Raw genomic sequence first — 15,043 nt, 5'->3', positions numbered from 1 at the left:
GCAGCGCTTAGTCCTTGTCGTCCTCGTCCGGCGAGGGATTCTCGCCAGGTTTGCTGCCGATCACGTATTTCTCGGCAGCCCACGCACCCAGGTCGATCTGCTTGCAGCGGTTCGAGCAGAAGGGACGGAATTTATTCTCGGGTACCCAGGCCACGTCGGTGCCGCAGGTGGGGCATTTGACTACGGTTGTCATTGCTTCAGAAATTACAGAGCTTGAGCAGGAAGGGAATATCGGCATCGACCGAGCGCGGACGAAGATCGCCATCCTGCTGCGTGAAACGCACCCACAGCATGTACTTGTTGGCGCTCATCTCCGGGATGAAGGCCAGCAGCGATTCGTCCAGCAGCACCTGCATCAGCTGGTAGCTGCGCCCGGACAGCATCTGCTGGTAGCTGCCGCCGGTGGCGATGACCTTGCCGCTCTGGCCGGACTCGCGCAACAGGCGCAACACGGTGTTGGTGCCAACGCGCAGCGGCACCAGCGGGCGCGCCCACTTGAGGATGTCCGAGCGGCGCTCTTCCGCGGGACGGTGCTGCCACGCGTAGTAGGCCGGCAAATCGAACTCGCAGGTGCCGCCCGGGATGATGGCGCGGCTGCGGATGCTGGTCAGCCACTCGTTGTCGGTCAGCAACTGGCCGGCCTTGCCGACCAGCTGGCTGAGCTGGGCGATGGCCTGCTCGATCTCGCCGATGACGGCATCCAGCGCGCCCTGGTCGATCTGCGGATTGGCGCGCAACGCGGTCAGCGCCTGGCGCTGGCGTTCCAGCTCCTTGATCAGATCGGTCTTCAGGTCCGCGCGGCCGGCGACGTCAATAATCTCGAACAGAGTCGTCAACGCCACATGATGCTGCAGGGCGTGATCCTGACCGAGAAAATAATCCAGCCGATCGAACAGGTCTTCCAGGCGCAGGAGAGTCCTGATGCGTTCGTTAAAAGGATATTCGTACAGAATCAATGGGTATATCCGTGCAACAAGGCGAGTTGGCGGGTGGGCGGTCTGATCCGGGGTCCGCTCGATGTGACTTGGCGTGGGCCCGCGATACAGGGAGTATGCGGCCATTTCCCGCATGGTTCCAGCGCATTCTATGCGAGTCCGCCAATCCGGACAATGAAACCCCCCGACTTGACATGCCGCATGCGCCACTGCACAGGAATGGTGCCTAAGCTGCGGCGAGCGAGCGGTAAAGCTGGTCGAGGCGGTCCACCTGCGCGAGCAGCGCTTCGGGCGGGCCCTCGTTGTCGACCACGTCGTCGGCGGCGGCCAGGCGATCGCTGCGCCGGGCCTGCCTTGCCATGATGGCCTCGACCTGGGCCTGGCTGAAACCGTTGCGCGCCATGACGCGGGCCACCTGGGTGGCCTCGCTGCAATCGACCACCAGCACCCGGTCGACCCGTGCCCGCCATGAGCCCGATTCGACCAGCAGCGGCACCACATAGATCAGGTACGGGTGCAGCCCGGCGGCGCCGATCGCGGCAGCGCGCGCTTCGGTCAGCTTGCGGATCAGGGGATGGGTGATGCCTTCCAGCCGGGCCTTGGCCGCCGGGTCCGAGAACACCAGCTCGCGCATGGCGTTGCGATCCATGGCGCCGTCGGCGCGCAGGCAGGTGGGGCCAAATGCTTCGAGCAGCGCCGGGATGGCAAGGCCACCGGGCGCGGTGATCTCGTGTGCCAGCAGGTCGGTGTCGATCAGGGCGGCGCCGCGCGCGGCGAACAGGTCCGCCACGCGAGTCTTGCCGGAGCCGATGCCTCCGGTCAGTCCGATTTGCAGCATATCGTTCTCAAAGCTTGCGGTGGTGCTGATTTTGCCATGGCAGGGCCGCCGTCATGCGCCCGGCGCCGCCGTTCAGCCTGCAGTCGTTCAGCCTGCCGTCGTTCAGCCTGCAATACCCAGCGGCAGCACATTGGTGCCGAAGAACAGCACGAGCAGGCCGGCACCGGCAATATAGGGGCCGAAGGCGAAGTGCGTATCGCGATCCTGGCGGCGCAGCGCGATATTGGCAAGCGCGAATACCAGCGCCACCACGGACGACAGCAACACCAGCGCCGGCAGCGCCTGCCAGCCGAACCAGGCGCCCAGCGCGCCCATCAGCTTGAAGTCGCCGTAGCCCATCCCTTCCTTGCCGCGCACCAGCTTGAACGCCCAGTACACCGTCCACAGCAGCAGGTAGCCGGCGGCGGCGCCGATCACGGCGTCGGGCAGCGGGGCGAACAGTCCGCCGAGATTGAGCAGCAGGCCCAGCCACAGCAGCGGCAGGGTGATCTGGTCGGGCAGCAGTTGCGTATCGGCGTCGATCAAGGTGAGGGCAATCAGCGCCCAGATCATGGCGATCGCCGCCAGCGCCTGCCAGGTCGGCCCGAAGTGGGCGGTGGCCAGCGCGGTCAGCAGCGCGGTGCCGGCTTCCACCAGGGGATAGCGCACACCGATGGGCGCGCGGCAGGCCGAACAGCGTCCGCGCAGCACCAGGTAGCTCAGCACCGGGATGTTCTCCAGCGCGCCGATGGCGTGTCCGCAGTGCGGGCAGGCGGAGCGCGGCACCATCAGGTTGTAGGGCTCGGGATGGGGCAGGGGGTCGTCGCGCAGCTCAGCGATGTAGTTGGCCTCGTCGCGCTCGATCATGCGCGGCAGGCGGTGCACCACCACATTGAGGAAGCTGCCGACCAGCAGGCCCACCAGCGCGGCGGCGGCGACCAGGAACCAGGGCGGCAGCGCCGCCAGTCCGGCGATGGTCTGCGCGGGGGCAGCCAGTGAGGAAATCGCGCCACTGGCGCCGTCCGCGGAAAACAGCCACATGCCTTACACCACCTGTCCCAGTTTGAAGATCGGAAGATACATCGCCACCACCATGCCGCCAATCAGCACGCCCAGGATCACGATGATCAGCGGCTCGATCAGGCTGGAGATGGCGGCTACCGCGTCATCGACCTCGCGCTCGTAGAACTCGGCCACCTTGAGCAGCATATTGTCCAGCGCGCCGGATTCCTCGCCGATCTGCGTCATCTGCAGCACCATATTGTCGAACACATGGGTGGCCTGCATGGCGTTGGTCAGGCTGGAGCCGATGCGCACCGATTGCTCGATCTCCTTGGTGGCGTCGAAGTAGACCCAGTTGCCGGCGGCGCCGGCCACGGAATCCATCGACTCCACCAGCGGCGTGCCGGCGGCGAACATGGTGGCCAGCGTACGGGTCCAGCGGGCGATCACGGCCTTGCGGAACAGCGAGCCGAAGATCGGCAGCTTGAGCAGCAGGCGGTCGCTGGCGCGCTGGACCTTCTCCGAGCGTTTCAGGCTGCGTATATACAGCGTGATGGAGAGCAGGGGCGCGCCGATGACCAGGTACCAGTGGTCGACGAAGAAGTCCGAGATCGCAATCACGACAAGCGTCGGCGCCGGCAGGTTGGCGCCGAAGCTCGAGAACACGCCCTTGAAGGCCGGGATCACGAAGATCATCAGGATCACTGTCACGGCGAAGGCTACCGACAGCACCGCGATCGGATAGATCATGGCCGACTTGATCTGGCTCTTCAGCGCGATGCTCTTTTCCATGTAGAGCGACAGGCGCTCCAGCAGGGCGTCCAGGATACCGCCTTGCTCGCCGGCGTCGATCAGATTGCAGTAGAGCGTGTCGAAGTGTTGCGGATGGCGGCGGAACGCCTGCGCCATGCTGCTGCCCGATTCGATGTCGAAGCGGATCGCGCCGAGCAACTGCGTGAAATTGGGGTTGGCGTGCCCGCGTGCAATGATGTCGATCGACTGCAGCAGCGGGATGCCCGCCTTGAGCATGGTCGACAGCTGGCGGGTGAAATACGCGATGTCCTTCTGCGTGATCTTGCGCCCGCGGGCAGCACGCCGTTTCTTCAGCTTGACGACGGTCAGTCCCTGCTTGCGCAGGGTGGCATTGACCTCGGCCTGGCTCTCGGCGCGCAGTTCACCCGAGAAGCTCTTGCCTTTGCGGTCCTTGCCCTCCCACTCGAAGATGTACTGCGTGGGCGCCTTGCGCCCGGATTTCCCCTTGGACGCAGCCGCCTTGCGTGCGGCGGCGGCTGGTGCGCGTGTCGCCATGATTGACCCCTAATGACATCTCGTTGTTTTGCGTTCGCCACGCTTGCGCGTCTCTACGCTTCTACGCTCTTTTTATGAATTTGTTGTTGCCAGGACTTCCTCGAGCGAGGTGATACCCAGTTTCACCTTGGCCAGCCCGGATTCGCGCAAAGATAGCACGCCGTCTTTGCGCGCCTGCTCGGCAATCTGCAAGGCCGTGCCGTGCGCCAGGATGATCTGCTGCATGGCCTCGTTGATCGGCATCACCTGGTAGATGCCGCAACGGCCCTTGTAGCCGCTGCCGTTGCAGCGCTCGCACCCGACCGGATGATAGGGCTGCCAGCTGCCGTCCAGATCCGGTTCCCGGAAGCCGGCATCGATCAGCACCTCGCGCGTCAGTTCGCCGGGCCGCTTGCAGGTGCACAGCCGCCGCGCCAGCCGCTGCGCGGTGATCATCAGCACGCTGGAGGCGATATTGAAGGGCGCCACACCCATGTTCATCAGGCGCGTGAGCGTGGTCGGCGCATCGTTGGTGTGCAGCGTGGAGAACACCAGGTGGCCGGTCTGGGCCGCCTTGATCGAAATGTCGGCGGTTTCCAGGTCGCGGATTTCGCCGACCATGATGATGTCGGGATCCTGTCGCAGGAAGGAACGCAGCGCCGCGGCGAAGGTCAGGCCCGCCTTCTCGTTGACGTTGACCTGGTTGATGCCGGGCAACTGGATTTCGGCCGGATCTTCCGCGGTGGAAATATTGATGTCGTCCTGGTTCAGCCGGTTCAGGAAGGTGTACAGCGACACCGTCTTGCCGCTGCCGGTGGGACCGGTCACCAGCACCATGCCGTAGGGGCGCTTGATGACGTCCAGGAGCATCGCCTTTTGCGCCGGCTCGTAGCCGAGCTGGTCGATGTCGAGCTTGTCGGAGGACGACTCCAGGATCCGGATCACGATCTTTTCGCCGAACAGCGTCGGCAGGGTGGAGACGCGGAAGTCGATCGCCTTCTCCACGGTCTCCTTGGGCTCCTTGCCGTCCTTGGCGTCTTTCTCGCCGCCTTTTTCCTTGGGCAGGGCGATCAGCAGCTTCATGCGGCCGTCCTGCGGCACGCGCTTTTCAGAGATGTCCAGGCGCGACAGCACCTTGATGCGCGTGGAAATCTTGTCGCGGATATCCACCGGCGGCCGCGCGACTTCCTGCAGCACGCCGTCCACGCGGAAGCGGATGCGGTAGAACGTCTCGAAGGGCTCGAAGTGAAGATCGGAGGCACCGCGGTGGAAGGCCTCGGTCAGCAGCTTGTGCAGAAAACGCACCACCGGGGCATCGTCGATATCGGCCGCGGTCTTGTTGCGCAGCGCGCCGGCCGAGGCGACCGGATCGTACACGATCATCTTGCGCTCGGCCTGCACGGGTGCGATCGACTTGAAGGTGCCGCCGCTATCGTCGGTGGCGGAGCGTACATAGGTCATCAGCTTGTCGTGCTCGACCACGACGGCGTCCACCGGCAGGTTGTATTTCTGTTTGATGGCGTCCAGCCCGGCCTGGTTGCCCGGGTCCGACAGCGCCAGCACCAGCCGGTTTTCGCGCCGGCCCAGCGGCAGCAGCCGGTGCGCGTGGAATTCGCGGTTGCCCGCCAATGCCGGCGGCACCTTGTTCAGGTTGTACTGACTCAGATCGACCAGAGGCAGCTGATATTTATCAGCCGCGAAGATCGCCACATCATGTGCAGTCATGGTGCCGCTGGCGATGATCTCGTCGATCAGCTGCGACTTTTTTTCTCGTGCCGACTGTTCAAGCTGGGCGAGCAGGGCCGGCGCGATGCGCCGGCTCTGTGCAAGAGCTAGACCAAGTGTCATGGCAAAACGCTAGATGGCCGGCAAGCGGCCGAAAGACCCCGAATCGGGGCAGTTTGCCGCTGGGGTCACTTTTTGTAAAGGCGCATCGGGAGCAGCATTGGCGTTTGTGCGACACGAGCGCAACCCTACTTGCGCGGGGGATGGACAAGGGGGTGGGAATCGGCCCCTGCGCGCACCCCAAATTACAGATGGAAAAATGCCCCGCTGGCACAGATTTGGCACAGATCATTTTTTAGGGGGCTCCATGGTGGCCGGTGGCCGCATTTTGGCTCAACGGCGAAGTGGTTTTCGCGCGTTCGGCTCCCATGTCAAGGTCGCATTCCCCCCGCTTTGTGAGCGACCACGGCGCCGGCTTGGCTGGGGTCGGGGTCCTTACGGGCTAGTGCGGGCGTCCCCGGTCAATCCAGTCCTGCGTTTTGCTGATGGGCAGCCGGAAGCGGGCGCAACATCAAGATCGGTCCACTGGACGGTCAGGCTTCATATAGGGCTGATAACATCATGAGGTGGCGTCCGCAGATCAGTCGCCTCAACTCTCGTTCGGGACTCTAAACCGTAACTTCTGCAGGAAGGTGTTCCATGGATGCACAGCAACTAGTTTCTGAATTTCTGGCCTCCGAGCATGGGAGCCAGGCTGCCCAAGCGTTGGCGGCTCAGGGCATCAGTGCGGATGATGGACAGCAAATGCTGAGCCAGGCCGCAGAGACCGCGCACGCTCACGTTGAAGAACAGAATGCCGGCCTGATGGGCGAGCATGCGGGCCGGAGCTTTTTTGCGTCCTTCGCTGCAGGCCTGGTCCGGGGCGACGGTTTTTTCAAGTCGCTGATGGAAGGCGGGGAAGGTATCCTGACCGGTCGGGTGGCTGAGTCGCTGGCGGGGAGAATGGGTATTGATCCTTCCACCGCATCGACGGTGGCCGCCGCCGCTACCCCGTATCTCGTGGCGTTCCTGAAGGAAAGGCTCGCCTGAGCCCGGTCTCAGAATTGGCACAGATGGCGACCAGAAAGCAAGAAGCCCAGCGGTTGCTGGGCTTTTTGTCCTTGATTGACAAGGGAAATCTGGTCGGGGTGAGAGGATTCGAACCTCCGGCCTCTACGTCCCGAACGTAGCGCTCTACCAGGCTAAGCTACACCCCGTTTTATTTAAGCGCCTGAAGATGCCGTGGCGCGAAAGAACGAAAGTGTAGCAGCCTTTTTTGTGGAATGGAAGAGGGTGACGTGCCTTCCCCGGTGAGTCGAGCCCTATCGCATCAGGACTGCCGTTGCAGCGAAAACTCGCACAGGTCGATCAGCGTCTGCTTCAGGGGCGAATCGGGGAATTGCCGCGCCGCCTTCTCAGCCGCTTCGGCCTCGCGCTGGGCCGCCTGGAAGGTGACCTCCAGCGCGCCGCTGCCGTGGATTGCCGTGAACACCGCATCGAAGTGCTCGGTGCCGCCTTGCACGATGGCTTCGCGGGCCAGGGTGCGTTGTTCGGGTGTACCGTGCTCGAGCAGGTGCAGCAGCGGCAGGGTGGGCTTGCCTTCGCGCAGGTCGTCGCCGGCGTTCTTGCCCATCTGCTCCGCACTCGCCGTGTAGTCCAGCATGTCGTCGATCAGCTGGAACGCGGTGCCGATGCGCCGGCCGTATTCCGCGGCGGCTTCTTCGGTGGCGGCGTCGGCGCCGGCCAGCACGGCACCCAACTGGGCCGAGGCTTCGAACAGTTTGGCCGTCTTGTAGCGGATCACCTTCAGGTAGCGCTCCACCGTGACATCGGGGTCGTGCATGTTGAGCAACTGCAGGACTTCGCCTTCGGCGATCACATTGGTGGCATTGGAGAGGATCTCCATGATGCGCATGCTGCCGGCGTCGACCATCATCTGGAAGGCGCGCGAATAGAGGAAGTCGCCTACCAGCACGCTGGCGGCGTTGCCGAAGACCGCGTTGGCGGTCTGGCGGCCGCGCCGCAGCTCCGACTCGTCGACCACGTCGTCGTGCAGCAGGGTGGCGGTGTGGATGAACTCGACCACCGCGGCCAGGTCGTGGTGCCTGTTGCCGTCATAACCGAAGGCTCGCGCGGACAGCAGCAGGATCACCGGGCGCAGGCGTTTGCCGCCCGCGCTGATGATGTACTCGCCGATCTGCTCGATCAGCGGCACCTCGGATGCCAGGCGCTGGCGGATCACCGAATCAACGGCGCGCATGTCGGCAGCGACCGGGGCAAGCAAGGCAGTGGCGGAAGACTGGGACAAGATGTTCACCGTTACGCAAAACCCGCCGATTATAAGCGATGCGGGTGTATGTATGTCCCCGGAACGGGGGGTGCAGCGGCGTCGCAGGCCGCGCCGGGAAGCGCAGGCGTGGCCGCCCCGGCAACCTATAATGCGGCCATGACCCCGCAACATTCCTTTTCAAGCCGCCGCCTGCGCCGGACCGCGCTGTGGGCAGCTTTCGCCGCCCTCGCCGGTTTCCTGCTGGCGGACCTGCTCTGATCTGAGCGGGCGAAGAAGTGCATCAGGCGGCGCGGCACGCGGCCGGACAGGCTATGTGTCTGTTTTCTTTGTACTTTTCCCGGCTTTGATATACAATCGTGGGTTTCCTCCGGCCGCTTTGTGTTGTCTGCAGATGCGCTGGCGGGAGATAACCGGGCCAATTGGGCCGTCCGGCTTGTCTGTTTTCCTTCTTTGTCGCTGGTCCCAGGATCAGGGGCGGCGGGATGAAACGGACGCAAGGGCGCGCCGGCGTTGGCATTCGGCGTTTTATTTCACATCGAGAGGTTCGACAATGTACGCGGTCGTAAAAACCGGCGGCAAGCAATATAAGGTTGCTGCTGGCGAAAAACTTAAAGTAGAACAGATACCGGCAGACATTGGCGCAGAAATCACGCTCGACCAGGTGCTCGCAGTGGGCGCAGGCGACCAAATCAAGTTTGGTACGCCGCTGGTTAGCGGGGCTTCCGTCAAGGCTACCGTTATCTCCCAAGGTCGTCACGATAAGGTGAAGATCTTCAAGATGCGCCGTCGCAAGCACTATCAAAAGCGTCAAGGCCATCGTCAAAATTACACCGAGCTGCGCATCGAAGCGATCGTCGCCTGAGCCCCGCTCAGTCACCATCGAAATCGAATTCAAGCGTAACTAGGTAAAGTAAAGCGACAGGAGTTAATCATGGCACAGAAAAAGGGCGGCGGTTCCACACGGAACGGCCGCGATTCCGAATCGAAGCGTCTGGGCGTCAAGGTGTTTGGTGGCCAGGCTATTAACGCCGGCAGCATCATCGTGCGTCAGCGCGGTACCCGCGTGCATCCGGGCGAGAACGTCGGCATTGGCAAGGATCACACCCTCTTTGCCCTGGTCGACGGTCACGTGCAGTTCGCCGTCAAGGGCGCTGCCAAGAAGCAGCAGGTCAGCGTCGTTCCGGCAGTCTGATCACAGCCTTTGCAGCATGAAGGCCCCGCAGTACTTGCGGGGCTTTTTCGTTTCTGGCGACAATATCAATGTCGCCGTCCGCCGACTGCGCGGCCCCGCCATCCTGGCCGGGCGCGCGCTGCGGCCGCTCCACCACGGAAGGTCATCATGAAGTTCATCGACGAAGCCAGAATTGAAGTCATCGCCGGCAACGGCGGCAATGGCAGCGCATCGATGCGGCGCGAGAAATTTGTGCCGTTTGGTGGCCCCGACGGCGGCGACGGCGGCGACGGCGGCAGCGTCTACGCGGTGGCCGACCGCAACATCAATACCCTGATCGACTTCCGCTACGCCAAGAAGCACGTGGCGCGCAACGGCGAGAACGGCCGCGGCGCCGACTGCTATGGCGCGGGCGGCGAGGACGTGCGGCTGCGCATGCCGGTCGGCACGCAGATCCTGGACATGGATTCCGGCGACCTGATCGCCGATCTGACCGAGCACGGCCAGAGCGTCTGCCTGGCGCAGGGCGGCCTGGGCGGCTGGGGCAACCTGCACTTCAAGTCCAGTACCAACCGCGCGCCCCGCCAGCAGGTGGACGGCAAGCCCGGCGAGCGCCGCATGATCAAGCTGGAGCTGAAGGTGCTGGCCGACGTGGGGCTGCTGGGCATGCCGAATGCCGGCAAGTCGACCTTTATCTCGCACATCTCCAATGCGCGCCCGAAGGTGGCGGATTATCCCTTCACCACGCTGCATCCCAACCTGGGCGTGGTGCGGGTCGATCACGAGCAGTCCTTCGTGGTGGCCGACATTCCCGGCCTGATCGAAGGCGCGGCCGAAGGGGCCGGGCTGGGCCACCAGTTCCTGCGCCACTTGCAGCGCACGGGGCTGCTGCTGCATATCGTCGACCTGGCGCCGTTCGATGAGGCGGTGGATCCAGTCGCCGAAGCCCGCGCCATCGTCAACGAACTGAAGAAGTACGACGAAGCGCTTTACGAGAAGCCGCGCTGGCTGGTGCTCAACAAGCTGGACGTGGTGCCCGAGGACGAGCGCGACGCGCGCGTCAAGGACTTCGTCAAGCGCTACAAGTGGAAGGGCCCGGTGTTTCGCATCTCCGCCCTGACCGGCGAAGGCTGCCGCGAACTGATCTACGCGATCAAGGATCACCTGGCTGCGATCAAGGCCGAGGAAATCGCCGCGCTGGCGGAGCCGGACATCCGCCTGGATGAGCGGCTGCACAATGTGGACCAGTCCGGCAGCGATCAAAACTGAGCCGGGGGCTGAGCGCAGCCCGGCAGCAGGGCGAGCCGATGCGCTCGCCCGCCAAGAAAACGACAGCACCCAGCAGACAGGATTCTCCCCATGCAATCGGTCATCGCCCAGGCAAAACGTATCGTCGTCAAGGTCGGGTCCAGCCTGGTGACCAACGACGGCAAGGGTCTCGATCACGAGGCCATCGCCCGCTGGGCGGCGCAGATCGCCAAGCTGCGCATGGCCGGCAAGGAAGTCGTGCTGGTCAGCTCCGGCGCCATTGCCGAGGGCATGCAGCGGCTGGGCTGGGTGCGGCGTCCCAAGGAAATCCACGAATTGCAGGCCGCGGCCGCGGTGGGCCAGATGGGCCTGGCCCAGGTCTATGAGAGCCAGTTCGGCCGCTACGGCATCCGCACCGCCCAAGTGCTGCTGACCCACGCCGACCTGGCCGACCGCGAGCGCTACCTCAACGCGCGCTCGACCCTGCTGACCCTGCTGTCGCTGGGCGTGGTGCCGATCATCAACGAGAACGACACTGTGGTCACCGACGAAATCAAGTTCGGCGACAACGACACGCTGGGCGCGCTCGTCACCAACCTGATCGAAGGCGATGCGCTGGTGATCCTGACCGACCAGCGTGGCCTTTATACCGCCGATCCCCGCAGCAATCCCCAGGCCGAGTTCGTGGATGAGGCGCTGGCCGGCGCGCTGGAACTGGAAGCCATGGCCGGCGGCGCCGGCACGTCGATCGGCCGCGGCGGCATGCTGACCAAGATCCTGGCCGCCAAGCGCGCCGCCAAGTCCGGTGCGCACACCGTGATCGCCTCCGGGCGCGAAGCCAATGTGCTGGAGCGGCTGGCTGCGGGCGAAGGCATCGGCACCCAGTTGCTGGCTCCGACCGGACGCCTGACCGCGCGCAAGCAATGGATGGCGGATCACCTGCAGTTGCGCGGGCGCGTGGTGATCGATGCCGGCGCGGCCGACAAGCTCACCAGCGGCGGCAAGTCGCTGTTGCCGATCGGCGTGGTGGAAGTGCAGGGCGAGTTCGCGCGCGGCGAAGTCATCGCCTGTATCGACGCTGCCGGGCACGAGGTGGCGCGCGGCATTACCAACTACGCCAGTTCAGAGGCAAGGCTGATCGCGCGCAAGCCGTCGTCCGAGATCGAACGGGTGCTGGGCCACCAGAACGAGCACGAACTGATCCACCGGGACAACCTGGTGCTGGTCTGAATGGCCTGAACTGCACATACCAAACACCAAAACACCAAACACAAAGGGCTGCATGTGCAGCCCTTTGTGTTTGAAACAGCGCTTGACTACCGCGCCACTCTCAGCCTCAACGCGGGATCGCGCTCTTGCGCGGCGCCTCGCCACGCAAGTCCCTGACGATCTCCTTCGCCGTGCCGGCCGCGCCGCGGCCCTCGCACATGAAATCCTTGGCCAGCGTGGCAGCGTAGTTGTTGCGCGCGATGCCGGCCAGCTGGGTCCAGCCTTCGCGGTCGTCGCTGCGGTTGCGTACCCATTCGGTCGCCCCCTTGGGCAAGGTGGCGTACATCTTGCGCTGGAGCGTGTCGCAGCGCACGGCTTCGAAGCTGACGTTGCGCATGCCGTTGGCACCCGTAACGACCGCCGTATAGCGCACCGCCCCATCCGCGCCCACCGAAACCGACTTCGCGTCCACCGAGAAATCGAAGTTGCCGGCGGGGCTGACTTCGAACGGGATCAGATCCGCATCGCGCGGTAACGCCGGCAGCGCGACCTCGACTTCCCTGAAATCCTTCGGGGCGAAGGGGTCGAGTATGCTCCATTCCTTTTTCGGCGGCGTGTAGTCCTCGGCCTCCTCCACTGGCTGCGGCTGCGGCTTGGGCTTGCTGGCGCAGCCAACCAGTCCGAGGCAAAGGGTTGCCGCCAGCAGGCAGGCGGCGGGCAGGCTCGGGCGCAAGCCGCGGCCGGCGAAATCAATCATCGGTACTCCGTTCTGTGGACGCCGGCTCGGCCGGCGAAGTTGGGCCCGGATGGCGGGCCAGGTCCTGATGCGCCAGGGCTGGCACGCTGTCGGGCGGTTCGTCCAGCCCCGCGCGGGCATGACCGGCGCGCGCGGAGCCGTGCCGGCCATGCGTGCCGTAGGGGCTCAGCGGCGCGCGGGTATTGCGCTGCAGGAAGCGGGACAACTCGGTCAGCGCCAATTGATAGACGTCGCGCTTGAACTCGATGACCGCATCGAGCGGGACCCAATAGTGGCTCCAGCGCCAGGCATCGAACTCCGGGTGGTCGGTGGCACGCAGGCGGATGTCGCAATCGCGGCCCGCCATGCGCAACAGGAACCAAATCTGCTTCTGTCCCCTGTAATGGCCGCGGATTTCGCGGCGGATGAACTTGTCCGGCACCTCATAACGCARCCAGTCGCGCGTGCGACCGACAATCCTGACGTGCTCGGGCAGCAGACCGACTTCTTCATGTAGCTCGCGGTACATCGCCTGTTCCGGCGTTTCGCCGTATTTGATGCCGCCTTGTGGAAACTGCCACGAATGTTCGCCGATACGCTTGCCCCAGAACACCTCGTTCCGTGCGTTGATGAGGATGATGCCGACGTTCGGGCGAAAGCCTTCACGATCGAGCATGACTGCACCTCGAATCCTTTAGAATTACGTTGATTATAAAGGAAGCGCGTAATAGGGCTTTGTGCAACGGGGTGCTGGTTTTCCCCGAGCAGAAAGCGCAGCATCAGGCGCGCGCGCAACGGATTCGCGCCATGTTGTCCCCGGAACCGCCGGGGCGGGCATGGCCTCACGAGAAAGCAACGGATGAAAGCCTCGCAATTCTTCATTTCCACCCTCAAGGAAGCCCCCTCCGACGCGGAAATCGTGTCGCACAAACTGATGATGCGTGCCGGCATGATCAAGAAGCTCGGCGCGGGCATCTATAGCTACATGCCGGTGGGCCTGCGGGTGATCCGCAAGGTGGAAGCCATCGTGCGCGAGGAAATGAACCGCGCCGGCGCGGTCGAGCTGTCGATGCCGGTGATCCAGCCCGCCGAGTTGTGGCAGGAAACCGGCCGCTGGGACAAGATGGGCCCCGAGTTGCTGCGCCTGAAGGACCGCAACGAGCGCGACTTTGCCGTGCAGCCCACCTCTGAAGAGGTGGTCACGGACATCGCCCGCAGCGAAATCCGCAGCTACAAGCAGCTGCCGGTCAATTTCTACCAGATCCAGGTCAAGTTCCGCGACGAGCGCCGGCCCCGCTTCGGCATCATGCGCGGGCGCGAATTCACCATGAAGGATGCCTATTCCTTCGACCGTGACGCCGCCGGCCTGAAGGTCTCCTACGACAAGATGTTCAACGCCTACGTGCGCATCTTCCAGCGCTTCGGCCTGGAGTTCCGCGCCGTGGCCGCCGATAACGGCGCCATCGGCGGTTCCGGCTCGCACGAGTTCCATGTCATCGCCGATACCGGCGAAGACGCCATCGTCTATTGCCCCAGTTCGGACTACGCGGCCAACATGGAAGCGGCAGAGGCCCTGCCGCTGCTGGCGCAGCGCGCCGCGCCGGCCGAAGACATGGTGAATACGCCCACCCCGGGCAAGGCCAAGTGCGAGCACGTGGCCGAACTGCTTGGCATCCCGCTGGCGCGCACGGTCAAGTCGATCGTGCTGGCCACCGACAGCGAGGCTGGTGCGCAGATCTGGCTGTTGCTGCTGCGCGGCGACCACGAGCTCAATGAGGTCAAGGCCAGCAAGGTGGCCGGCCTGGCCGAGTTCCGCTTTGCCACCGAGACTGAAATCGTCGAGACCTTCGGCACGCCCCCCGGCTACCTCGGCCCGATCGGGGCCAGGAAGCCCGTCAAGGTGGTGGCCGACCGCACGGTTGCCAACATGAGCGACTTCGTCTGCGGCGCCAACAAGAGGGACTACCACCTGACCGGCGTCAACTGGGGCCGTGACCTGCCCGAGCCGGAGGTGGCCGACCTGCGCAACGTGGTGGCGGGCGATGCCTCGCCGGATGGCAAGGGCCAGCTTGAAATCTGCCGTGGCATCGAGGTCGGGCACGTGTTCATGCTCGGCACGCGCTACTCGGATTCGATGGGCGCCACCTTCCTGGACGAGAACGGCAAGACCCAGCCCATGCTGATGGGCTGCTATGGCATTGGCGTGACCCGCATCCTGGGAGCAGCGATCGAGCAGAACTTCGACGAGCGCGGCATTATCTGGCCCGCATCGATCGCCCCCTTCGCGGTGGTGGTCTGCCCGGTCGGCTACGACCGCTCCGAGGCCGTCAAGGCCGAGGCCGACCGCATCCATGCCGAACTGCTGGCGGCCGGCGTCGACGTGATCCTGGACGATCGCGGCGAGCGCCCCGGCGCCATGTTCGCCGACTGGGAACTGATCGGCGTGCCGCACCGCGTGGTGGTGGGCGACCGCGGCCTGAAGGAAGGCCGCGTCGAGTACCAGGGCCGCCGCGACGCCGAAGCCACCCAGCTGCCGGTCGCGGACGTGGTCGGCCACGTGCGCGGGCTGCTGTCGGCCTGAGCG

The 15,043-nt window shown here is 64.4% G+C and carries 15 protein-coding genes and 1 tRNA gene; 6 read left to right on the top strand and 10 right to left on the bottom strand.

What is annotated here, in order from left to right; all coding sequences use genetic code 11:
• Positions 1–7: 7 nt before the first annotated feature.
• The 6 genes from AC1DQ3_RS24910 to pilB form a co-directional block, all read right to left on the bottom strand.
• Entirely contained in the window at positions 8–193 is a 186-nt protein-coding gene (locus AC1DQ3_RS24910; RefSeq protein ID WP_477122823.1) for a DNA gyrase inhibitor YacG, read from the bottom strand.
• 4 nt (positions 194–197) lie between these two features.
• Positions 198–956, bottom strand: a complete 759-nt coding sequence (zapD, locus tag AC1DQ3_RS24905; RefSeq protein ID WP_477122822.1) for a cell division protein ZapD — start codon at positions 954–956, stop codon at positions 198–200.
• A gap of 205 nt (positions 957–1,161) precedes the next feature.
• Positions 1,162–1,773 (bottom strand): dephospho-CoA kinase, encoded by a 612-nt coding sequence (gene coaE, locus AC1DQ3_RS24900; protein WP_477122821.1) that lies wholly within the window; start codon positions 1,771–1,773, stop codon positions 1,162–1,164.
• A 102-nt stretch (positions 1,774–1,875) separates the two neighbouring features.
• The gene (locus AC1DQ3_RS24895; protein ID WP_477122820.1) at positions 1,876–2,793 is read right to left on the bottom strand and encodes a prepilin peptidase; all 918 of its coding nucleotides are present in this window, start codon (positions 2,791–2,793) and stop codon (positions 1,876–1,878) included.
• Positions 2,794–2,796: 3 nt separating this feature from the next.
• Positions 2,797–4,062 (bottom strand): type II secretion system F family protein, encoded by a 1,266-nt coding sequence (locus tag AC1DQ3_RS24890; RefSeq protein WP_477122819.1) that lies wholly within the window; start codon positions 4,060–4,062, stop codon positions 2,797–2,799.
• Positions 4,063–4,134: 72 nt separating this feature from the next.
• Positions 4,135–5,889, bottom strand: a complete 1,755-nt coding sequence (gene pilB / locus AC1DQ3_RS24885; RefSeq protein ID WP_477122818.1) for a type IV-A pilus assembly ATPase PilB — start codon at positions 5,887–5,889, stop codon at positions 4,135–4,137.
• 576 nt (positions 5,890–6,465) lie between these two features.
• Between pilB and AC1DQ3_RS24880 the strand changes: the two genes are divergently transcribed.
• Entirely contained in the window at positions 6,466–6,855 is a 390-nt protein-coding gene (locus tag AC1DQ3_RS24880) for a hypothetical protein (RefSeq protein ID WP_477122817.1), read from the top strand.
• A gap of 90 nt (positions 6,856–6,945) precedes the next feature.
• Here AC1DQ3_RS24880 and AC1DQ3_RS24875 read toward each other — a convergent pair.
• Together AC1DQ3_RS24875 and ispB are read right to left on the bottom strand one after the other, a co-directional pair.
• Positions 6,946–7,022 (bottom strand) — tRNA-Pro (locus AC1DQ3_RS24875).
• 113 nt (positions 7,023–7,135) lie between these two features.
• Positions 7,136–8,065, bottom strand: coding sequence for an octaprenyl diphosphate synthase (gene ispB, locus AC1DQ3_RS24870; protein ID WP_477122865.1), 930 nt, complete (start codon positions 8,063–8,065; stop codon positions 7,136–7,138).
• A 580-nt stretch (positions 8,066–8,645) separates the two neighbouring features.
• Between ispB and rplU the strand changes: the two genes are divergently transcribed.
• From rplU to proB, 4 genes are all read left to right on the top strand, one after another.
• On the top strand, positions 8,646–8,957 hold the full coding sequence (rplU, locus tag AC1DQ3_RS24865) for a 50S ribosomal protein L21 (RefSeq protein ID WP_006576525.1): 312 nt from the start codon (positions 8,646–8,648) through the stop codon (positions 8,955–8,957).
• 69 nt (positions 8,958–9,026) lie between these two features.
• On the top strand, positions 9,027–9,287 hold the full coding sequence (gene rpmA / locus AC1DQ3_RS24860) for a 50S ribosomal protein L27 (protein WP_035875569.1): 261 nt from the start codon (positions 9,027–9,029) through the stop codon (positions 9,285–9,287).
• A gap of 147 nt (positions 9,288–9,434) precedes the next feature.
• Positions 9,435–10,535, top strand: coding sequence for a GTPase ObgE (obgE, locus tag AC1DQ3_RS24855; protein ID WP_477122816.1), 1,101 nt, complete (start codon positions 9,435–9,437; stop codon positions 10,533–10,535).
• A gap of 90 nt (positions 10,536–10,625) precedes the next feature.
• Positions 10,626–11,744 carry a glutamate 5-kinase gene (proB, locus tag AC1DQ3_RS24850; protein ID WP_477122815.1) on the top strand — a complete coding sequence of 373 codons (1,119 nt, stop codon included), beginning with the start codon at positions 10,626–10,628 and terminating at the stop codon, positions 11,742–11,744.
• A gap of 106 nt (positions 11,745–11,850) precedes the next feature.
• On the opposite strand, the gene AC1DQ3_RS24845 is transcribed toward proB, so the two are convergent.
• Both AC1DQ3_RS24845 and AC1DQ3_RS24840 read right to left on the bottom strand, forming a co-directional pair.
• A complete protein-coding gene (locus AC1DQ3_RS24845; protein WP_477122814.1) occupies positions 11,851–12,480 on the bottom strand; it encodes a CNP1-like family protein in 630 nt (209 codons plus the stop codon).
• Positions 12,473–13,135 carry an RNA pyrophosphohydrolase gene (locus AC1DQ3_RS24840; protein ID WP_477122813.1) on the bottom strand — a complete coding sequence of 221 codons (663 nt, stop codon included), beginning with the start codon at positions 13,133–13,135 and terminating at the stop codon, positions 12,473–12,475. The genes AC1DQ3_RS24845 and AC1DQ3_RS24840 overlap by 8 nt, the downstream gene beginning before the upstream one ends.
• A gap of 183 nt (positions 13,136–13,318) precedes the next feature.
• Here AC1DQ3_RS24840 and AC1DQ3_RS24835 point away from each other — a divergent pair, with 183 nt between their 5' ends.
• Positions 13,319–15,040, top strand: a complete 1,722-nt coding sequence (locus AC1DQ3_RS24835; RefSeq protein ID WP_477122812.1) for a proline--tRNA ligase — start codon at positions 13,319–13,321, stop codon at positions 15,038–15,040.
• Positions 15,041–15,043: the final 3 nt, after the last annotated feature.

This window comes from Cupriavidus sp. 01T418 (genome assembly GCF_056398885.1).
The sequence above is the reverse complement of the archived record's forward strand: the minus strand, read 5'-3'. Positions and strand labels throughout refer to the sequence as shown.